We start from the raw sequence: 22,397 nt of genomic DNA on the forward strand, positions 1-22,397 counted from the left end.
ATTTATTAAAAGCTTATTGGAAGCAAATTAACTTGAAGGAGTATCGCCGCTTGGCTTAGTCGTATCAGGTGTTACTTCAGTAGGCTTTTCAGTCTCAGTAGCTTTTTCAGCATCTTTACTTGCAACTTCAACATCTGCAGCTTTATCACCTTTGCTGTTATCAGAGTTAGAGTTTGAACTATCATTGTCTTCCCAACCTGCTGGTGGGCGAACAGTCGTTCTAGCCATTAAGTCATCAATCTGCAACGCATCAATCGTTTCATACTTCATCAAACAATCTTTCATGGCGTGTAAAACGTCCATATTTTCTTTGATTAAGTCTTCTGCGCGTTGATAATTACGGTTAACTACTGCTTTTATTTCTTCATCAATCAGTTTTGCTGTTTCATCAGACATGTGTAATGACTTAGAAGAGGTGCGACCTAAGAATACTTCACCTTCTTCTTCAGCGAACAACATAGGACCCATTTTTTCAGATAAGCCCCATTGCGTTACCATTTTACGAGCAATGTTAGTTGCACGTTCAATGTCGTTTGAAGCACCGGTAGATACTTTATCACTACCGTAAATAACGTCTTCAGCAACACGACCACCATATAGAGAAGAGATATTACTTTCTAAATGTTGCTTAGAGTGGCTGAATCGATCTTGCTCTGGTAAGTACATAGTCACACCAAGGGCACGGCCACGTGGAATGATACTTACTTTATAAACAGGATCATGATCTGGCACTAAACGACCAATAATCGCGTGACCCGCCTCATGATAAGCAGTCATTTCTCTTTCTGAATCACTCATAACCATTGATTTGCGTTCTGAGCCCATCATGATTTTATCTTTAGCTGCGTCAAATTCTTTCATGCTAACTAAACGACGTTCTGTACGCGCTGCACATAAAGCCGCTTCGTTTACTAAGTTAGCTAAATCAGCACCTGAGAATCCAGGAGTACCACGTGCAATAACTTCAGCTTTAACATCATCACCTAACGGTACTTTACGCATATGTACTTTAAGGATTTGTTCGCGACCTTTAATATCAGGTAAACCAACGGTTACTTGACGGTCAAAACGGCCTGGACGAAGTAACGCAGGGTCTAATACGTCTGGACGGTTAGTTGCGGCAATAACGATAACGCCTTCATTACCTTCAAAACCATCCATTTCTACTAACATTTGGTTTAGTGTTTGTTCACGTTCATCATGTCCACCACCCATACCTGCGCCACGTTGGCGACCTACGGCATCGATTTCATCGATAAAGATAATACAAGGCGCTGCTTTTTTAGCTTGTTCGAACATGTCACGTACACGAGATGCACCAACACCAACAAACATTTCAACAAAATCTGAACCAGAAATAGTAAAGAAAGGAACTTTCGCTTCACCGGCAATAGCTTTAGCTAATAACGTTTTACCTGTACCAGGTTGGCCAACAAGTAAAATACCCGATGGAATACGTCCACCCAGTTTTTGGAAGCGGCTTGGTTCACGTAAGTAATCAACTAATTCGGCAACGTCTTCTTTAGCTTCATCACAACCAGCCACATCGGCGAAAGTTGTTTTGATTTGTTCTTCGCTAAGTTGACGTGCTTTAGATTTACCAAAAGACATAGCACCTTTACCACCACCACCTTGCATTTGACGCATGAAGAAAATCCATACACCAATAAGCAAAATCATCGGGAACCATGAAACGAAAATAGTCGTTAAGAAACTAGTTTCTTCAGGTAATTTTCCTTGGGCACGTACACCTTGCTTAACAAGATCGTTAATTAAATCACGATCATAGCCACCAGGTATAACTGTTTTGTATTCTTCACCACTACGTTTTTCACCTGTGATCACGCCATTTCTATCGACATTCGCATCGCGAATTTGTCCTTGACGCACATCCTGAATAAAGCGGGTATAGTCCATTGCTTGGTCTTTTGATGTATCAGGAGTAAAACTCTGAAATACACTCATCAAAACAACTGCAATTACTAACCATAAAATAAGATTTTTTGCCATATCGCTCAACTTAGTGACCTCTTTTGATATTTAATATATTTATAAGAATAAATCTATTCTAGTCTATTGTGCCTAATTTACTACAATTCAAGGCCAGTCGCTATTTAACTTTAGTCGCCAGTAACAACTGGTTACAACTTCCGCTTAAAAATTGCACCTAACCTTTATAACCAGTACCTACTAAATAAACTTCTCGAGAGCGTGCTCTTGATGAATCAGGCTTACGGGTTTTGACTGTTTTAAATACTTCTCGGGTAGCTTTCATATATTCTTCAAAACCAGCACCTTGGAATACTTTTGCCACAAATGAGCCATTAGGCTTCAATACCTGGCTACACATATCTAACGCTAACTCGACTAAATACATACTACGCGCTGAATCAGCACTTTCATTACCTGTCATGTTCGCAGCCATGTCAGACATAACAACGTCAATGTTTTTTCCTGAAATACGTTTTAATAACGCATCGAGTACTTCCTCTTCTCGAAAGTCACCTTCAAGAAAATCAACACCAACAATGGCATCCATAGGTAAAATATCACAGGCGATAACTTGACCTTTATCCCCAACAACTTTAACAGCATATTCAGACCAACCACCTGGGGCTGCACCTAAATCAACAACTTTCATACCTGGTTTAATCAATTTATCTTTAATATTGATTTCTTCAAGTTTAAAAACTGCGCGCGAGCGTAAACCTAAACGTTGTGCCTTTTTTACATATTCATCATCAAAGTGTTCGTCTAACCACTTTTGACTGCTCGCTTTGTGTTTTTTATTTGTCATGTTTTTTCTTACTCACAATAACTTAAACGTTTTTAATTATTTAACTATTAGTATCATATCAATTCTAATAAATTTTGTATTGGTCTAGTTATTCTAGTCCTAAAAAAATTTATGAACTTATCACTTACCTGACAAGTTTCCGGAGGGCCAGTTTAAAAGGCTTATATGCTACTTTATTGATTTTTACAAGGACGCAACACGGATGTTGCTTATCCGAGAATGCAGGAGCATATTCTCCTGAACAACCATTATCATCAATCAATACCTTGCCTCTAAGCCTTTTAATTCTCGCTGAGTAGGAAAAAACTTAATAGACTTGGTATTAGTCACTAGATAAGGGTAAAATGGCCGCAATTCAAGGCAACAGATAACGAAATTTAGTAATGAGCTTAAACAAAAAACAAATCCAGCACCTTAAAGGCGCTGCACACTCTCTAAAACCAGTAGTTTTATTGGGTAATAATGGCTTAACAGAAGCGGTTGTAGCTGAGATTGATTATGCGCTTAACCACCATGAGTTAATCAAAGTAAAAATCCCTACTGATGATAAAGAAACTAAAGCGTTAATCGTTGAAGCTATTTGTCGTGAAACCAAATCTACTCAAGTACAAGTGATTGGTAAGACTTTAGTTATTTATCGTGAAAGTGCAGAAAAGAAGATTAGAATTCCTAAAGTATAAATTTACTTTGGCTTTTGCTTTTGCTTTGCCTGATAAATAGTTAAAAAAAATGACAGCCATGGCTGTCATTTTTTATGTCTCACTAATAGGGTTTACTTTTTAACAGCGTCACCCTCTTCTACTATAGTTACCACTTGTTGAATCAGTTTTACTCGGCCGGAATCAACCAATGCTTTTCTTAATACATATTCAATTTGAGCATTAACGCTACGCAATTCGTCATCAGACCAACGTTGCATTGCCGCTAAAACCTCAGGGTTAATTCTAAGTGGGAAGCTTTTCTTAGCTGCCATACTATTTCCTATTGCTAATACCAATTCCGTTAAATTATTGACCACTTGTACTGGCTAAAATTCTTCATGACGGCGTTGCTTTCAATCCCAATAGCCAGCTATTGGTCAATCAAGCGCCTTGCCCTGAAATATTTTCACTTCGTACAACAAGACCAGGAACTTATCGGAATTGGTATAATTAAACAATTACTACCTAAATAATTAATACAAACTACCTGTATTCACTACTGGCTGGGTGCTTTTATCACTACACAGTACCACCAATAAATTACTGACCATGGCTGCTTTACGTTCTTCATCAAGCTCAACAATACCTTTTTCTGATAGTTGCGCTAACGCCATTTCTACCATACCAACAGCGCCATCAACAATTAGTCTACGTGCGGCAATAATGGCAGAAGCTTGCTGCCTTTGTAACATAGCATTAGCTATTTCAGGTGCATAAGCAAGATGACTAATACGTGCTTCATGTACTCGAACGCCCGCTTTACCTAGTCGTTGCTGTATTTCTATTTTTAATGCTTCTGAGACTTCTTGTGGATGACTACGTAGTGCAACTTCATCACCTTCGTGTTGATCATAAGGATAGCTGATCGCCATATTACGCAAAGCCGATTCACTTTGAATATTTACAAAACTGATATAATCATCTACTTCAAACGAGGCTTCTGCGGTATCGTCTACCGACCATACAACAACCGTAGCAATCTCAATAGGGTTACCATGATTATCATTCACTTTCATTTGGTTGGATTCAAAGTTTCTAATACGCAATGAAATATTTTTACGCATAAATAAGGGAATAGTCCAACGTAAACCACAGGCCTTTACCGATCCAACATAACTACCAAAAAAAGTCATTACCTTCGCTTGGTTTGGTTGCACCATAAAGAAACCAGGAATAGCTGTAACGGTAAGAATAAAAACAACGACGGTGGCTATTTCAATATTCCCCGTAGCTGCTTGGCTAACTATAAACCCTACTGCAGCTAACAAGGCGACAAAAACACCATAACCACTAATTGAAAAACCTATATTCTCGTTCATACTAACTCCTTGGGATGAATAAAAGTGATATCACTTTGATATCATAAAGACTACTATTGATCTGAGCTTTTTGCAAGACGATTTTTTGATATAGAAAAAGACTAGCTAAATTATTATTTTGCTAAGTAAACGCGCATAAAAAAGGCCAAAAACATTACGTTTTCGACCTTTTATCTAAACAGTTATAGCGGCATCAAATGCCCTAATCACGGTTTAATATAGTGTATTAAATATGCTCAACGGCAACAATTTCATACTCAACTACGCCACCAGGAATAGTTATTTCAATTTCGCTATCAACTTCTTTGCCAATTAAACCACGAGCAATAGGAGAGTTAACTGAAATACGACCTGTTTTAAAATCAGCTTCATCATCGCCAACAATTTGATAAGTCACTTCAACTTCAGTATCAAGGTTCAATAAAGTAACCGTTGTACCAAAAATAACTTTACCGTGGTTAGGTATGGACGTTACGTCAATCACTTGCGCGTTACATAAACGACCTTCAATGTCTTGAATACGACCTTCACAAAAGCCTTGCTCTTCTTTTGCAGCATGGTATTCAGCATTTTCTTTTAAATCGCCATGCTCACGTGCAGTAGCAATGTCTTTTACAATACGTGGGCGCTTTTCTGTTTTTAAAACTTTAAGCTCTTCATGTAATAGATCAGAGCCACGAAGGGTCATTGGATATTTAGTCATAATTGTCTTCTTATTCTAACAATAAAGGCGGTTAGCCTATCTATGATAGGGATAACCACCTTTTAAAATATTTTAGATAAGGCTCAATTCACTCCGGAATAAAAGCCTTATTCGCCTAGTTTATAACGTATTGTGCAGCTCTTGCACGGTACGTACTGTAGTCATTTCATCTGCAGCATGCGCCATACAAGTAGCAAATGCAGCATTTAATGTCGTAGTATAAGCAACTTTATAACGTAATGCACCACCACGTAATGCTTTAGAATCTTCAATCGCTTTGCGACCTTCTGTCGTATTAATAATGTAGTTGTACTCACTATTTTTGATTCTATCAAGAATATGTGGACGACCTTCATGAACTTTATTGACTAAACGACATGGAATATTAGCTTCACCTAACATGACTGCGGTGCCATGAGTAGCATCTAGTTCATACCCTAAAGCAACTAACTGCTTAGCTAAGTCAACCACACGTTTTTTATCACTATTACGAACAGAAATTAGCGCTCGACCTGATTTAGGTACCGAAACACCCGCACCTAAACACGCTTTAGCATAAGCTTCTTCAAAGGTATCACCTACGCCCATGACTTCACCCGTTGAACGCATTTCTGGGCCAACTAAAGGATCACTACCATGGAATTTGTTAAACGGAATAACCACTTCTTTAACAGAGAAGTACTTTGGAATAACTTCCTTAGTAATGCCCTGCTCTTTCAATGATTTACCCGCCATTACGCGTGCGCCTACTTTAGCAAGTGGTACTGACGTTGCTTTTGAAACAAATGGAATAGTACGTGCTGCACGTGGGTTAACTTCAATGATATAAACTTCATTATCTTTAACAGCCATTTGCGTATTCATTAAACCAATAACACCTAGCTCAAACGCTAAATCTGTTACTTGCTTACGCATAACATCTTGGATTTCTTGGCTTAAGCTATATGCTGGTAATGAACATGCACTATCACCTGAGTGAACACCGGCTTGTTCAATGTGCTGCATAATGCCACCAATAACGACATCAGTACCATCACAGACAAGATCAATATCAACTTCAATCGCATTATCAAGGAAGTGATCAAGCAATACTGGTGAATCATTAGAAACACTTACTGCTTCTGTCATGTAACGACGTAAATCGTCTAAGTCATAAACGATTTCCATCGCTCTGCCACCTAGTACATAAGATGGACGCACAACTAACGGGAAGCCAATACCTTCAGCTTTTGCCATAGCTTCTTCTAATGAAGTTACCGTGGCATTTTCTGGCTGTAATAAACCTAAACGGTCAACCGCTTGTTGGAAACGTTCTCTGTCTTCAGCTCTATCAATAGCGTCTGGAGAGGTACCAATAATTGGTACACCTGCAGCTTCTAAAGCACGTGCTAATTTAAGTGGTGTTTGACCACCGTATTGCACGATAACGCCTTTAGGTTTTTCGATACGAACAATTTCAAGTACATCTTCAAACGTAATTGATTCAAAATATAAACGGTCTGATGTATCGTAATCGGTAGAAACAGTTTCAGGGTTACAGTTAACCATGATAGTTTCATAACCATCTTCACGTAGTGCTAATGCCGCGTGTACACAACAGTAATCAAATTCAATACCTTGACCAATACGGTTAGGGCCACCACCTAGAATCATAATTGATTCTTTGTCGGTCGGGTTTGATTCACATTCTTCATCATATGTTGAATACATATAAGCCGTATCAGAACTAAACTCTGCAGCACAGGTATCAACACGTTTGTACACTGGGTAAATATCTGCGTTATGACGTTTTTTACGTACTTCAGCTTCAGATACACCAATAAGATCAGCTAAACGTGAATCGGCAAAACCTTTACGCTTAAGTTTACGTAAATATTCAGGGTTTAATATTTTTAAACCGCCTTCGCTCACTTTTGCTTCTTCTAAAACAATGTCTTCAATTTGTACTAAGAACCAACGGTCAATCATTGTTGTTCTATAAACGTCTTCAACTGTTAAGCCTAAACGGAACGCATCAGCTACATACCAAATACGGTCTGAACCAGCTTCTTGAAGCTCGTGCATTATTTTGGTTTTAGCGCCAGGTTGAGTTACATCAACAATTGAATCAAAGCCATTTACGCCAACTTCTAAGCCGCGTAATGCTTTTTGCAAAGACTCTTGTTGGTTACGGCCAATAGCCATTACTTCACCAACAGATTTCATTTGCGTCGTTAATCTGTCTTCACAACCAGCGAATTTTTCAAAGTTAAAACGTGGAATCTTAGTTACAACGTAATCAATGGTTGGCTCAAATGATGCTGGTGTTTTGCCACCAGTAATATCATTACTTAACTCATCTAGCGTATAACCTACCGCTAACTTAGCCGCGATTTTAGCAATTGGGAAACCTGTTGCCTTTGACGCTAATGCTGATGAACGAGACACACGTGGGTTCATCTCGATAATAACCATACGGCCAGTTTCAGGACAAATACCAAACTGTACGTTTGAACCACCTGTTTCAACACCAATTTCACGTAATACCGCTAAAGAAGCGTTACGCATGATTTGGTATTCTTTATCAGTTAATGTTTGCGCAGGTGCAACAGTAATTGAATCACCAGTGTGAATACCCATAGGGTCGATGTTTTCAATGGCACAAATAATGATACAGTTATCATTTTTGTCGCGAACCACTTCCATTTCATATTCTTTCCAACCGATTAATGATTCATCGATTAGTAGTTCTGATGTTGGAGAAAGGTCTAAGCCACGCGTACAAATTTCATCAAATTCTTCGATGTTGTATGCGATACCGCCACCGGTGCCACCCATTGTAAATGAAGGACGTATAATACAAGGGAAACCTAATATTTTACTTGCCGCGTGTGCTTCTTCAATAGTATGTACAATTTCAGCATTTGGCGTATCAAGGCCAATCGCTTTCATTGCTTTATCAAAACGACTACGATCTTCTGCTTTATCAATTGCGTCAGCAGTAGCGCCAATCATTTCAACATTAAATTCTTTTAGTACGCCTTTGGCTTCAAGTTCTAAAGCACAGTTTAATGCGGTTTGACCACCCATAGTAGGTAGAACAGCACAAGGACGTTCTTTTTCAATAATATTACGAACAACTTCCCAGTGAATTGGTTCGATATAAGTCGCATCGGCCATATCTGGGTCTGTCATTATCGTTGCCGGGTTAGAGTTAACTAAAATAACTCGATAACCTTCTTCACGAAGTGCTTTACACGCTTGAGCGCCAGAATAATCAAACTCACAGGCTTGGCCAATCACGATTGGACCTGCACCTAAGATCAAGATACTTTTTAAATCAGTACGTTTTCCCATTATTTTCTCTCTTCTCTTGTCTGTCGGCTTAAGCGTTGTTTGATTTGTAGGTTTTGATCAAATCGATGAAGTGATCAAATAATGGCGCTGCATCATGTGGACCAGGACTTGCTTCAGGGTGACCTTGGAAGCTAAATGCTGGTTTATCTGTACGATGAATACCTTGCAATGAATCATCAAATAATGACTTATGAGTAACAGTTAAGTTACTTGGTAAGTTTTCTTCGTTAACTGCAAAGCCGTGGTTTTGTGCAGTAATCATTACTACATCACGTGCGAAGTCTTTCACCGGGTGGTTAGCACCGTGATGACCAAACTTCATTTTCACTGTGCTTGCGCCACTTGCTAGGCCAAGTAATTGATGACCTAAACAAATACCAAAAACAGGTATTTCTGTTTCTAGGAATGTTTTAATCGCCGCTATAGCGTAATCACATGGTTCTGGATCACCAGGTCCATTTGATAAGAAAATACCATCTGGGTTCATTGCTAATACATCGCTTGCTGATGTTTGCGCAGGTACTACGGTTAATTTACAACCACGGTCAACTAGCATACGCAAAATGTTGTGTTTAGCACCAAAATCGTAGGCTACAACATGGAATTCAAATTTTTCTGGTTGAGTAAAGCCTGTACCGGTGTTATCACCATTGCTTAAATCAAGAGTCCAGCTACCACTCGTCCATTCATATTGTTCTTTAGTAGAAACAACTTTCGCTAAATCCATGCCTTTAAGACCTGGAAATGCTTTCGCTTTTGTTAGCGCTTCAGCTTGTAAACTCTCATCGCTGCTATCATCAAGCGTTAAGATACAACCGTTTTGAGCACCTTTTTCACGCAAAATTCGTGTTAACTTACGTGTATCGATATCCGCAATACCTAAGATATTATGGTCGATTAAGTAGTCACTTAAATTCTGTTCATTTCGAAAGTTACTAGCAAGTAAAGGCAAATCACGAATAACCAAGCCTTTAGCAACAATGCTATTCGACTCTTTATCTTCGCTATTAGTACCAGTATTACCTATATGCGGGTAAGTCAGGGTAATAATCTGCTCTGCATATGATGGATCGGTAAGGATTTCCTGATAACCTGTCATAGAAGTGTTAAATACCACCTCCCCAACAGCCGAGCCTTGTGCACCAATTGCGGTGCCTTTAAAAACAGTGCCGTCTTCAAGCACTAAAATAGCAGATGTAGCCAATGTAACCTCCAAAGAAGAAATAAACGTAAACGCGCATGTAACAGCAAAATGCTCCGTGCAGTTGCCTCGTACTCCTTGTACAAAACGGTGTCAAAAAACACTTTTCAGTTAAATTTTTGACAAAATCCACTTATTTTACGCTTGTGCGATGAATTCGTCTAGTAATAAAGTTAAAAACATAGTCTTTTCTGGGCTTTCTTATCATTTCCTGACCAAATGGCCAAAAAGACTACTTATCTATAATAAATTTAGTTGATATCTAGGTATTAATATTAATCTTTTAATCCGAGTACATCTTGCATATCATAAAAGCCTGCATCAGCATCTTTTAACCAAAATGCCGCACGCATAGCCCCTAGAGCAAATGTCATTCGAGAGCTCGCTTTATGGGTAATTTCAAGTCGCTCACCAAGATCAGCAAAAATAGCCGTATGTTCACCAACAATATCGCCAGCTCTAACCGTTGCAAAACCAATGGTTTCTCTCTTACGCTCTTCAGTTATGCCCTCACGACCATAAACAGCAACCTCATTTAGATCACGGCCCAAAGTATCAGCAATAACTTGGCCTATTTTTACAGCCGTTCCTGAGGGCGCATCTTTTTTAAATCTGTGATGCGCTTCAAAAATTTCTATATCAGTATAGTCGCCAATTGCTTTTGCGGTAATTTGCAATAACTTAAACATTAAATTAACGCCAACACTGGTGTTAGGCGCTAAAATGACAGGCATTGTTTTACCTGCTTGTTCAATAACTTGGACTTGTTCATCAGAAAACCCTGTAGTACCTATAACGAGAGACTTTTTGTTCTCATTGCACCACACAAGGTTTTCTAAGGTGGTTTCTATTGAAGTAAAATCAATAAAAACATCCGCTGCAGTTAATTGAGTTAATTCTGTTGACGTTTTAATGCCTATTGCGCCAATACCCGACAATTCCCCTAAATCAAAATCGACAAAAGATGAACTGCTACGTACGCTACCACCAACCAATTCAATACTGGCATGCTCATGAGCTGCCTGAATTAAATTACGTCCCATACGACCGCTGCAACCTAGAATAGCTACTTTTACTTTCATAATGTTCTCTATTATTCTGAATGAAATCGCGGAAAACCGCCTAAAACACTTATATCTGATAAGCTTTTATCGAAAAGACTTAGAGATTAAGTACTAACAATAAATATTGTTTACCAGCTAATGGATTCGGATAAAGTTAAGGAACTCTCAAGTTCATGAGAAACCACATTAACTATTTTCAATGCCTCACCTGTATCTAATACGTGGTATATGGCAGAAAAGTCAGCAAACACTTGTCCCGACCCATCAATAAAATCCCAATCTATGCACACTAAATATAACTGTTCACTCATTTGTACAAAAGAAGCTTTCTTCGCGATAACATCACTGGTATTCGCTTCTTTCAGTTGAGTGAATATTTCGCCAAACTCTCTCTGGCAATCAGCCCTACTTGTAAGCAAGACTATTTTGTCAGGTGTATTTAGTGTGCATGGTAAGTGATAGCAGCTGCTTACTCCATCCATATCGTAATTGATAAATGAATGTTGGTATGCTTTAAATAGCTGTTGTATTTTTATTTTTGACATAGACTTTATTTATTACTTTTAGCTTAAAAAAAAGCCCTCATTGAGGGCTTAATCATTTATTTTTTGCTAATTACTTGATGCTTAGTAATTCAACATCAAATACTAACGTAGCATAAGGAGGGATAGCACCTTGTGAACCACGTTCGCCGTAAGCTAGGTCATAAGGGATAGTTAATTTCCACTTACTGCCTTCAGTCATTAACTGTAGTGCTTCAGTCCAACCAGCGATAACGCCGTTTACTGGGAATTCAGCCGGTTGGCCACGCTCAACAGAACTATCAAACACATCACCGTTAGCAAATGTACCGTGGTAATGAACACTTACAGTGCTTTCAGCTGCTGGCTTTTCGCCTTCACCAGTAGTAATTACTTCGTACTGTAAACCAGACTCAGTAACTGTAACTTCATCACGCTTAGCATTATCAGCTAAGAATTTTTCGCCTTCAGCTGATGCTTCTTTAGCTGCAGCTTGCTCTAATTCTTGCATTTTTTTAGAAACAACACCAAAAGCTTCATTTAAATCTTCATCTGAAACTTGGCTTGTAGCATCAGCTAACGCGTCAGCAATACCAGCTTGTACTGCAGTGATATCAAATTCTTTAAAAGGGTTGTTGCGAAGTTGGTCACCTAATTGACGACCTACGCCATAGCTAACACGTTGTTCAATAGTATCAAAACTCATCGGTATATAAACTCCAGACTAAATTGTCTTTTTAATGATTAATATTTTTAAAGTAAACCTAATTAATTGAAGGTTTAAAATTATCGCGATTCTAGCATATAAGCTCTAATGCGAACAACTTGAAATTAGCCAAGTCGCTTAATAATTAGCAGTGAATAACGACAAATCTCACATGAAAATAAAGTCCTAAAAACAAAAAACTCATTACCTTTTAAGGTAATGAGTTTTTGGACTGACTATTTATTACATCATGAATTGCTTATTTATGAATCTCTAACATTTCATCAAACTTAATGCTGATGCTCTCTTCTACTTTAGGAGAGAGTTTACTGACGAGATAAATAGCCAGTGAACAAACAATAAAGCCTGGTACTATTTCATACATAACAGCACTAAGCGCCTGTCCACCAATAGTAATAGGTGCATAAATCCAGATAAGTACTGTGATCGCGCCACTTAACATACCGGCTAATGCACCATTACGTGTCATATCTTTCCAATACAAACAACCAATAATAACAGGACCAAAAGCAGCACCAAAACCAGCCCAAGCATTACTAACTAAACTTAAGATACTGCTATCACGATCATAAGCTAAATAAATAGCGACCAATGCTACGACGAAGACTGAAATCCTGCCAACTAACACCAATTGCTTTTCACTCGCATCGCGATGTAAAAACGCTTGGTAAAAGTCACCCGTAAGCGAGCTAGAAGTAACGAGCAATTGAGAGGATATAGTACTCATTATTGCAGCGAGAATAGCTGCAAGTAAAAAACCAGCAATTAAAGGGCTAAATAGTAATTGGGATAATACGATAAAAATGGTCTCCGCATCATCTAGCTTCATGCCTGTTTTAGCGACATAAGCAATACCTGCTAAACCGGTTGCCATCGCACCAATAATAGCAACAATCATCCAGCTCATACCTATACGGCGTGCTGTTGGCATCTCTTTAACACTTCTAATCGCCATGAAGCGAACAATTATATGTGGTTGACCAAAGTAACCTAAACCCCAAGCCATGGCAGAAATAATACCAATTGCGCTGACGCCACTAAAAATATCAAGTAAATCTGGATTTATCGTTTCGATAGTGCTTTGCATCTCAGCTATGCCGCCTACTTCACTTATCGCAACAACAGGCACTAACACTAAGGCAATAAACATTATACAGCCTTGTACAAAGTCAGTTAAGCTTACCGCTAAAAAACCGCCAAACAAGGTATAAGCAACAACAACACTAGCAGTTACATATAAGCCAACTTCATAGTTTAAGCCAAAAGAGCTTTCAAATAATTTACCGCCTGCAACAACACCACTTGATGTGTAAAGGGTAAAAAACACCACAATAACTACCGATGATACGATTCTTAACAAGCGAGATTTATCGTTAAATCGATTCTCAAAAAAGTCTGGCAAGGTAATCGAATCATTAGCTATTTCGGTATACGTTCTAAGGCGTGGTGCAACCACTAAGTAATTAAGAAACGCGCCAATGACTAAACCTATTGCAATCCAAAGACTACTCACGCCACTTATATACATAGCGCCAGGTAACCCCATCAACATCCAACCACTCATGTCTGAAGCCCCGGCAGATAAAGCAGCAACACTAGGAGATAAACTACGACCACCTAACATATAGCCAGCAACATCGCTGGTAGATTTTTTATAGGCGTATAAGCCAATTAATAGCATGACGATGAAGTAGAGAGTTAAAGAAATTAAGGTACCGATAGCCAAAGTAATTACCTGCTTATTGTGAGCTAGAGAATGGTTAGGGTCGCTAAACTATCAAAATTAGCCAAACAATGAAACCTTAGTCGAGTAAGTCATTGTCTGCTTATATTTATTACTAACGTTAATGGATAGAAAATAAGAAGCTTAATTGAGGATGAATTTAGGATAAAAGTACCAACAGATTCGAAAAAATAATACAAATAAATAATGCAAAAAATATGGCTATACCATATATTCAATACTAATTACCCCATAGATCCTGAGCTAGTTAATAACATTTATGAATTTTTACGCTGCAAGACAACCTATTTTAGATAAGAGTAAAAACCTTTTTGCTTATGAATTACTTTTTCGTGACGGCATAGATAATGTATTCCCAGATATAGATGGCGATGAAGCCACCAGTAAAATGATTGAAGCTAGCCAATTTAATATGGGCATCAGTGATTTTACCGGTAATAAGCCCGCTTTTATCAACTTCACCCTTGAAACATTGAGCCAAGGGTATCCTGAAATGCTTACGCCTGACGAAGTTGTGGTAGAAATTCTTGAAACGATAAAACCGGGTAAAAAATTATTAGCACTTTGTAAAGATTTACATAAAAAAGGTTATACCCTTGCCTTAGATGATTATGAACATCAAAATGTTTGGATTCATTTTTACCCTTATATTAAAATAATTAAAATTGATATCCGCCAAAGTGGACTTGACGAAATTAAAGAAGTGCTTACCGCAGTTAAAGATCATCCTCATATAAAAATGTTAGCTGAAAAAGTTGAAACGTATGAAGAATATAATCAAATGCTGCAACTAGGCTTTGATTACTTCCAAGGCTATTTCTTCGCTAAACCTGAAATGATCAAGACTAAAAACTTATCGCCTTCACAAATGGCTATGGCCGAATTACTTTATGAAACGTCTAAAACTGAGCTTGATTTAAACAGTATCACCAGTGTATTTGAACGTGACGTTTCTTTATCTTATAAACTGCTTCGTTATGCAAACTCGGCAATATTCAAACGCCGCAACGAAATATCAACCATCAAGCAAGCCTTAGTTATTTTAGGGTCGGGTGAATTAAAACGCTTTATCGGCTTAATGTTTGCGGTAACAGCGAACCCAGATAAACCCTCTGAATTAATTAACTTAGCCATGACTAGAGCAAAATTTTGTGAGTTAGTTGCACAGGATATTCGTTCACAACTGGATGCTTCTATCGCCTTTTTAACCGGTCTATTATCGATGATTGACGCTATATTAGATGAAGATATGGCGACAGTATTAGAAAAGTTACCGCTTTCAAGCGAAATAAAGGATCCGCTACTCACTAAAAAAGGGGTCATGGCAGCCTTGATAAAACTTGTTGAGTTTATTGAACAAGCTGAGTGGGATAAAACCACGTTGGTCATGGAAAAGTTAAAACTTGATAAAGATAAAGTGGTCGAACATTATAATCAAGCTGTTGCTTGGGCTGATGAGCAAACACTGGTCGTTGATTAGCTTAACTCGCTAAAACTAAAATGAGTGATAATTTAGTTACCACCTAAACTTTATTAAAGGTCGATTACTTAGGTAGTTGACCTTTTTTATAACCCTTTTATTTAACAAAAACGTTTAGCCATCTAAACATCTAAGTTGACAGTTCGAATTTTACTTTTATAATGCTACAACAATATTATTTTATGTAGTTCTTTTATGACTGATAAAAAAGCCCCACAAGAAAACTTATTTGCCCTATTCCCTTTTGCCATTTTTCTAGGACTTTTCCTCGGCACAGGTATTATTTTAACGCTACAAGGTGTTGATTTTGCCTTTTATCAACTCCCTGCAAGTATTGCTATTATTCCAGCGATTATTGCTTCTATGGCTTTAGGTAAGTTCTTATCTAAAAGTACGATAGAACAGCAAGTAGCACAATTTGTCAGTGGCGCTGGACATAACAATATAACCACCATGTGTATTATTTATTTGCTTGCTGGTGCTTTTGCTGTAGTTGCAAAAGCGACCGGCAGTGTTGATGCGAGTGTACAACTGGGTTTAGCCATATTCCCTGACTATCTGTTACTACCAGGTTTATTTCTAGTTGCTGCTTTCTTATCTACCGCGATGGGAACCTCAATGGGCACCATTGCTGCCATTGCACCTGTTGCATTAGGATTTATTGAAACTGCCGATTTGGATGCTGCACTGGTCGCTGGTTGTTTGGTTTCTGGCGCAATATTTGGTGATAACTTATCTATCATTTCTGATACCACTATAGCTTCCACACGTAGTCAAGGCGCGCACATGAAAGATAAGTTTAAAGTAAACTTTAAATTTGCCGTTCCTGCAGCACTTATTTGCTTAGTGATATTCACCGTATTAGGCGGTGAAGTAAATCATGAACTTAGCAGCGAGTCCGCTGTGGTCGGATTAATACCTTACGTGGTAATTCTTGTACTCGCCTTAATGGGCGTGAATGTTTTTGTTGTTTTAACATTGGGTATTGTTTTAGCTGCAGCCATTGGCATGATAAGCAATGGTTATCAGTTATCAGCATGGTTAACAGATATCACTGCCGGATTTTCCAGCATGCAGGACATCTTTATATTGTCTCTATTTATTGGCGGTTTAAGTGAGTTAGTACGCCAGCAAGGTGGTTTATCAGCTTTAACGCGAGTGATAGAAACACTTGCTAGAAAAATAACGCCTAATAATAATAAACGTGCGGCGGGATTAGGGATAGCAGGACTTGCTTTTGTTTGTAACTTCTTCACTGCAAACAATACAGTATCGATTATTGTCACCGGTGACACGGCGAAAAATCTTGCCACTGATGGCGAGTTATCTCCTGCTGAGTCAGCCAGTTTACTCGATGTTTTTGCCTGCATTAACCAAGGTATATTACCTTATGGTGCTCAGGCGTTGCTGTTAGGTGCAACTTTACATATATCGCCATTATCAGTAGCAAGCCACGCATATTATCCGATGATATTGTTTTTTGTCGCTGGATTCGCATTTTGGCGATTAACCCGTAAAACTACATAACTCTTTTATATTTAGTTTACGGCTACTTCTTAGAACACATAAAAAAGGACGCGATTAAGCGTCCTTTTTCTTATTTACTATGAAAAGTTAACTATTAACTAAATAGTAATGCCATGTTCCGCAAGCAATGCTACCAAACCATCTTCAGTAAGCACTGATATGCCTAAATCCTGGGCTTTAACCAGTTTAGAGCCAGCTTTGTCTCCTGCGACAACAAAGTGAGTATTCTTCGAGACACTGCCTGATACTTTAGCTCCCAAAGATTGTAAGGCTGTTTTAGCCTCAGTTCTTCCCATTTGGGTTAGCGTACCTGTCAAAACAAAAATCTGCTCTGCCAGTGGCAACTCGTCTGCTGACTTTATTGCAATAGTTGGCCAGTTCATTACTTCACATAAACCAGCAACAACAGCTAAGTTATGCTCTTCTTTGAAGAAATTAATAAGGTTTTTGGCAACAACTTCGCCGACATCAGAGACATCTTGCAAGGCTTCGAGAGAGGCACTTTCAATAGCCGCTAGCGTATAAAAATGATTTGCTAGATTAGCAGCGGTTGCTTCACCTACCTCACGTATGCCCAAACCATAAATAAATTTAGCTAATGTGGTACTTTTAGCCCTCTCAAGTCCGTTGATTAAGTTAGTCGCTGATTTTTTCCCCATACGGTCTATAGTACTCACTTGGATCTCAGTAAGTGTAAACAAATCGGCGGGCGTATTAATCAGCTTTTCATCAACCAATTGTTCAACAAGTTTATCACCTAAGCCATCAACATCATGAGCTTTTCTCGAAGCAAAATGTTTAATCGCTTCTTTTCGTTGCGCCGCACAAAATAAACCAGCGGTACATCTTAAAACGGCTTCTCCCTCAGGTTTAGCTACTGCAGAATCACACACAGGACAACTGGTAGGGAAAATAACATCGACGGCATTATCTGGTCGTTTATCAAGAACTACACTAACAATTTGCGGAATAACATCACCAGCACGGCGAATAATGACAGTGTCATTCACCTTCAGCCCTAAACGAGTGATTTCGTCTTGGTTATGTAAGGTGGCATTAGAGACAGTCACACCACCAACAAATATAGGCTTTAAGCGAGCAACGGGCGTAATCGCGCCTGTACGTCCCACTTGAAATTCTACGTCTTCAACGGTAGTTAACTCTTCTTCTGCAGGGAATTTATAAGCAATTGCCCAACGAGGTGCGCGTGCAACAAAACCCAGACGTTTTTGTAAGGATATTTCATCAACTTTTAATACCGTACCATCAATTTCATAACTTAGACCGCTACGTTTTTCTAGGATATCTTGATAAAATTCGTCACATGCTTGTTCACTTTCCAGTAAACGCACTTCTGGACACATAGGTAAACCCAGTGTTTTAAGCTGACAAAGTCTTTGATGATGTGAGCTGGCAAAGAACTCACTCGTTAGATCAGTACTTTCATTATTCTCTACAGAAAATTCACCAACAAAACCTAAGCTATAAGCATAAAATGCCAAATTACGCTTAGCGGTAATTTTAGAGTCAAGTTGTCGGAGACTTCCCGCCGCGGCATTACGTGGGTTAGCAAAGCCTTTTTCGCCTCGCTTTTTAGCCAATACATTCAAGGCATTGAAACTTGCCTTAGGCATAAATACTTCGCCGCGGACTTCTACAATGTCTGGAAAGTATTTACCCGGTATTCCCATTAACTTAAGAGGTATAGATTTAATAGTACGAATATTGGTTGTGATATTTTCACCTACACTACCATCGCCACGAGTAGCAGCCTGCACTAGTTGTCCTTGCTCATAGCGTAAACTCACAGCTAAGCCATCAAGTTTAGGCTCAGCACAAAAAGCTAATGTTTTATTACTATTAAGTCTGTCTTTTACCCGCTTAACAAACGCGTGAAAGTCTGCTAATGAAAAGACATTATCAAGAGAAAGCATTGGCAGTTGATGAGTAACTTGCGTAAATGATTTTAATGCCTGTCCTCCTACTTTCTGGCTAGGGGAATCAATAGTCTTAAGCTCAGGGTTAACCGTTTCTAAATCGATCAATGCTTTCATTAATCGGTCATATTCTGCATCAGGTACGGTAGGTTGGTCTAGTACATAATATTCATGATTATATTGATTAATTTGCTGCTGTAACTGGCTAATTTGTTCTTGAGGATTCGACATAAAATAATTCACTAAGGGTTAGTAATACGTAATATTTAGGTGATGTTCAGGTGCTTTTTAGATGGATTTTACATATTTTTTAGAGTAATAAAAACGGGCAGTAGCCCGTTTTACATAATAAAGAAGAATAAGGTAGTATGATTACAAACGGTTATTCCACCAAAGCAATACGACTTTTACGATCAAACTCTCGTATTTTACCTAAGTAGTGTTGCTCAGTTTGTTTAGTCATAACATTACGTTTATCATCGATAACTTGTGCATTAAACTCTTGCGCTAACTGCTTAGCACCATTGAGCATTTGTTCGAAAACAGCCAAAGAATCACCTGCATTAGGTAGTGTCATAAATAAACTAACACCTCGTGTAGCGAAGGTTTCCATACTATCTAAATCGAATGAGCCTGGATTCATGATGTTCGCCAAACTAAAAGTCACTCTACCGTTGCCAGCACTATCTTCATGGCGGTGAAAGATATTCATTTCACCATACTTTAAACCAAGGGTCAGTAAACTCGGTAATAATGCCGCACCAAACATTTGCTGATTAGCTGGCATTACCACAGATAAAATAATGACCTGCGGTTCTAATTTAGTTTTACGTTTTTCGGGCGCTGTGACTGGTGTACTTTTTTGACTTTCAAAATCAATTTCTATTTGGTCACGCTTTAATGTGGCTTTTGATGGCGTTTTTTTAACGTTAATAGTTGGTTCACGGCTTGGTTTAGCTTGTGTAACCGGCTGTTCATACAAAGGTTCAACGTAAACGCGTTTTTTTCGCTCGATAGGCGCTTGATTACTAGATTCATAAGAAGGTGCATTTGCTGGTGATAGCTCATCACCTAATTCTTCTTTAGTAAATTTGGTGCTATTATCTTCTACAGGACTTTCTTGAGAATCCTCTTTGAACCAGTCATCTTCAATACTGTTATCTAATACCTGAACAGGGCTATTATCAATTTTTTTAGCTTGATCTTCTGTAGACTGACCAGTAAGACCGCCTAAAACATCCTTTTTTATTAATATTTGGCTTTTAGATAGATCATCGGGTAACTGAACACCTGCGGTTACAACATGCTTAGCAATCGCCTCATCTTCAAGGTTTAGCTTGTCACTTTGTCCACTTGGTTTAACTTTTACTTGCCCAACGCCATCTTGATCAAAGCCTTTGCGATCAAAGTCTCGTGTTATCGGATCGATCTTATCTTTCGATGCTTTTAATTTATAGGGATTTTTTTGTTTTCTTATTATCCACAAGCCATGTATGAATATTGCGGTTATGACAATGGCACTAAGTATAATTAAGACGTTTCTGAAGTTATCTTCCATTTCGAGCCTATTTACTCTCTTAAACTGTTTTTTATGCGATGTTTATCGCTGTATATTAACAGGAAACTTTATCAGAAATCAGATAGATTTGTAACAAGTTAATGTTTAAAAGTATGAAAGAAGCTTTTTACCCGTAACCAATCATGATGCCTGCTTCAGAGTGCTTGAGCTATTTCAATTCAAGGCGCTGTGATGAAATAATGGTTATTCCATTATAAGACACAGCAACGATGAAGTGATGTTGCTCAAGCGCTTCTTCGATGGGTTTAAAATCACTTTATACGGCGTTAAATAATCAAACCATAGAATGACTATGCTTAAATAATTAATCTTGCCTAAAATCATTTAAATCCCCACTAAAACCCTGCACTTTGAATGGTAACGGGTATATACTCTAGCGAAGAATATCAGTCACTTAGGAACACTTTAACTCGATGTCACATTCACCGAAAAAAGCTAAACTTTTACCTATTGATCACAGTGGCGCCAGTTACTTTTTTAAAGGTTTTAGTTTGATACGACAAAAAGGTATACGCCGCTTTGTCTTTATTCCTTTAGCAATCAATGTTTTATTGTTTAGTTTTGCCTTTTATTTTGTCTATCTAGAGCTTAATAGCTATATGGAAATTATTATGGCGTGGTTACCTAGCTGGCTTGATTGGTTAAGCGTTGTACTATGGCCTTTAGCGGTGCTTACTGTTCTCGTCATTTTTTCTTTTGTTTTTAGCACAGTGGCTAATTGGCTTGCTGCCCCCTTTAATGGATTATTGTCTGAGAAAATGGAAGCTATTTTGTCCGGACAAAAAGCACCACAGGGCGAAATGCTCGACATAATAAAGGATATTCCTAGAACACTAAGTAGAGAATGGCAGAAGCTTAGTTATTACTTACCCCGTGCTATAGGCTTTTTCATTGTGTTGTGTGTTTTACCTATCTTAGGTCAAATAATTTGGTTTTTATTCATTGCTTGGATGATGGCAATACAATACAAAGATTATCCTTTTGATAATCATAAAATCCCCTTTGCACAAATGAAAGAAGTACTAAAGCAAAATAAAGGTCTTAGCTATAGCTTTGGTCTTACTGTGGCAGGATTTTCTATGATCCCCATTGTGAATCTTGTCGTTATGCCTGTCGCCATTTGCGGCGCTACTGCTTTATGGGTAGATTATTATCAAGATAAAGTATAAAAATCAAATAAATCGTTTAAGGTTCAGATCTTTATCTCCTTTTTTATGCTATTTACTGCCCATTTATCGCGTTAGTACTAAAAATCGTATATATTTAAATTATATATAGAAACATAAACTTGAACGGAAGTGACTTAAATGAAAGTAAAACAAGTTATTAAGCATTTTACATTACTTAGCATGGTAGCCGTTGGCGTTAGTGCTTGTTCTTCAACACAAGATATAGAAGAACAACCTACTCCAGCACCTGTTGTTTTAGAGCCAATGATTGAAGAGCCAATCGTTGAGGAGCCTGAAGTAGTCAGCGCAGTAATAAATAATGGTGTTATTGATATTCCTGTATTGGAAGATGCCCAAGTTTTTGCCGAATTTAGCGACGCACTACCAGCGGTGATTAACTACTTCACCCAATCAACTGAAGTTCAAGTTATCAGTTTTTATCAACAAGCCTTTGGTGAAGCCAATTCACAAGAGCGTAAACGTGACCGATTGACGTTAAAATACCAAGAAGGTAAAGAAAAAATGCGCGTTGTTATTTCACAACAGAATAAAAAACGCCAAGTAGATGTTATTATTGAAAGTAATGATTAAT

The 22,397-nt window shown here is 38.2% G+C and carries 18 protein-coding genes; 5 read left to right on the forward strand and 13 right to left on the reverse strand.

Going from position 1 to position 22,397, the window contains the following annotated elements; all coding sequences use genetic code 11:
• Positions 1 to 27: 27 nt before the first annotated feature.
• Both ftsH and rlmE read right to left on the reverse strand, forming a co-directional pair.
• Positions 28 to 2,019: an ATP-dependent zinc metalloprotease FtsH gene (ftsH, locus tag CXF85_RS02460; protein ID WP_101226945.1), complete on the reverse strand. Its 1,992-nt coding sequence runs from the start codon at positions 2,017 to 2,019 to the stop codon at positions 28 to 30.
• Positions 2,020 to 2,167: 148 nt separating this feature from the next.
• Complete coding sequence (gene rlmE / locus CXF85_RS02465; protein ID WP_101226946.1) at positions 2,168 to 2,797, reverse strand: 23S rRNA (uridine(2552)-2'-O)-methyltransferase RlmE; 630 nt, start codon at positions 2,795 to 2,797, stop codon at positions 2,168 to 2,170.
• A 383-nt stretch (positions 2,798 to 3,180) separates the two neighbouring features.
• Here rlmE and yhbY point away from each other — a divergent pair, with 383 nt between their 5' ends.
• Entirely contained in the window at positions 3,181 to 3,477 is a 297-nt protein-coding gene (gene yhbY / locus CXF85_RS02470) for a ribosome assembly RNA-binding protein YhbY (protein ID WP_101226947.1), read from the forward strand.
• 92 nt (positions 3,478 to 3,569) lie between these two features.
• Here the strand turns inward: yhbY and CXF85_RS02475 are convergent, their stop codons facing one another.
• From CXF85_RS02475 to putP, 9 genes are all read right to left on the reverse strand, one after another.
• Positions 3,570 to 3,770, reverse strand: a complete 201-nt coding sequence (locus tag CXF85_RS02475; RefSeq protein WP_101226948.1) for a hypothetical protein — start codon at positions 3,768 to 3,770, stop codon at positions 3,570 to 3,572.
• 201 nt (positions 3,771 to 3,971) lie between these two features.
• Positions 3,972 to 4,817 (reverse strand): SPFH domain-containing protein, encoded by an 846-nt coding sequence (locus CXF85_RS02480; RefSeq protein WP_101226949.1) that lies wholly within the window; start codon positions 4,815 to 4,817, stop codon positions 3,972 to 3,974.
• A 226-nt stretch (positions 4,818 to 5,043) separates the two neighbouring features.
• Positions 5,044 to 5,520: a transcription elongation factor GreA gene (greA, locus tag CXF85_RS02485; RefSeq protein WP_101226950.1), complete on the reverse strand. Its 477-nt coding sequence runs from the start codon at positions 5,518 to 5,520 to the stop codon at positions 5,044 to 5,046.
• Between the two features lie 120 nt (positions 5,521 to 5,640).
• The gene (gene carB / locus CXF85_RS02490) at positions 5,641 to 8,856 is read right to left on the reverse strand and encodes a carbamoyl-phosphate synthase large subunit (RefSeq protein WP_101226951.1); all 3,216 of its coding nucleotides are present in this window, start codon (positions 8,854 to 8,856) and stop codon (positions 5,641 to 5,643) included.
• Positions 8,857 to 8,884: 28 nt separating this feature from the next.
• A complete protein-coding gene (carA, locus tag CXF85_RS02495) occupies positions 8,885 to 10,060 on the reverse strand; it encodes a glutamine-hydrolyzing carbamoyl-phosphate synthase small subunit (RefSeq protein ID WP_101226952.1) in 1,176 nt (391 codons plus the stop codon).
• A 272-nt stretch (positions 10,061 to 10,332) separates the two neighbouring features.
• Entirely contained in the window at positions 10,333 to 11,139 is an 807-nt protein-coding gene (gene dapB, locus CXF85_RS02500; RefSeq protein ID WP_101226953.1) for a 4-hydroxy-tetrahydrodipicolinate reductase, read from the reverse strand.
• Between the two features lie 110 nt (positions 11,140 to 11,249).
• Positions 11,250 to 11,666, reverse strand: coding sequence for a hypothetical protein (locus CXF85_RS02505; RefSeq protein WP_101226954.1), 417 nt, complete (start codon positions 11,664 to 11,666; stop codon positions 11,250 to 11,252).
• Positions 11,667 to 11,736: 70 nt separating this feature from the next.
• Positions 11,737 to 12,354: an FKBP-type peptidyl-prolyl cis-trans isomerase gene (locus tag CXF85_RS02510; RefSeq protein WP_101226955.1), complete on the reverse strand. Its 618-nt coding sequence runs from the start codon at positions 12,352 to 12,354 to the stop codon at positions 11,737 to 11,739.
• Between the two features lie 253 nt (positions 12,355 to 12,607).
• Positions 12,608 to 14,095, reverse strand: a complete 1,488-nt coding sequence (putP, locus tag CXF85_RS02515; protein WP_101226956.1) for a sodium/proline symporter PutP — start codon at positions 14,093 to 14,095, stop codon at positions 12,608 to 12,610.
• 277 nt (positions 14,096 to 14,372) lie between these two features.
• Here putP and CXF85_RS02520 point away from each other — a divergent pair, with 277 nt between their 5' ends.
• Both CXF85_RS02520 and CXF85_RS02525 read left to right on the forward strand, forming a co-directional pair.
• Positions 14,373 to 15,593, forward strand: a complete 1,221-nt coding sequence (locus tag CXF85_RS02520; RefSeq protein ID WP_101226957.1) for an EAL and HDOD domain-containing protein — start codon at positions 14,373 to 14,375, stop codon at positions 15,591 to 15,593.
• 195 nt (positions 15,594 to 15,788) lie between these two features.
• Entirely contained in the window at positions 15,789 to 17,120 is a 1,332-nt protein-coding gene (locus tag CXF85_RS02525) for a Na+/H+ antiporter NhaC family protein (protein WP_101226958.1), read from the forward strand.
• A gap of 98 nt (positions 17,121 to 17,218) precedes the next feature.
• Here CXF85_RS02525 and ligA read toward each other — a convergent pair whose 3' ends face one another.
• Both ligA and zipA read right to left on the reverse strand, forming a co-directional pair.
• A complete protein-coding gene (ligA, locus tag CXF85_RS02530) occupies positions 17,219 to 19,288 on the reverse strand; it encodes an NAD-dependent DNA ligase LigA (RefSeq protein WP_101226959.1) in 2,070 nt (689 codons plus the stop codon).
• A gap of 151 nt (positions 19,289 to 19,439) precedes the next feature.
• Entirely contained in the window at positions 19,440 to 20,615 is a 1,176-nt protein-coding gene (gene zipA, locus CXF85_RS02535; RefSeq protein WP_101226960.1) for a cell division protein ZipA, read from the reverse strand.
• 434 nt (positions 20,616 to 21,049) lie between these two features.
• On the opposite strand from zipA, the gene cysZ reads away from it, so the two are divergent.
• Together cysZ and CXF85_RS02545 are read left to right on the forward strand one after the other, a co-directional pair.
• A complete protein-coding gene (gene cysZ, locus CXF85_RS02540) occupies positions 21,050 to 21,805 on the forward strand; it encodes a sulfate transporter CysZ (RefSeq protein ID WP_101226961.1) in 756 nt (251 codons plus the stop codon).
• A 138-nt stretch (positions 21,806 to 21,943) separates the two neighbouring features.
• Complete coding sequence (locus tag CXF85_RS02545) at positions 21,944 to 22,396, forward strand: hypothetical protein (protein WP_232771048.1); 453 nt, start codon at positions 21,944 to 21,946, stop codon at positions 22,394 to 22,396.
• The last annotated feature ends 1 nt before the right edge of the window (position 22,397 follow it).

This window comes from Colwellia sp. 75C3, from assembly GCF_002836255.1.
Classification (GTDB): Bacteria; Pseudomonadota; Gammaproteobacteria; order Enterobacterales; family Alteromonadaceae; genus Colwellia.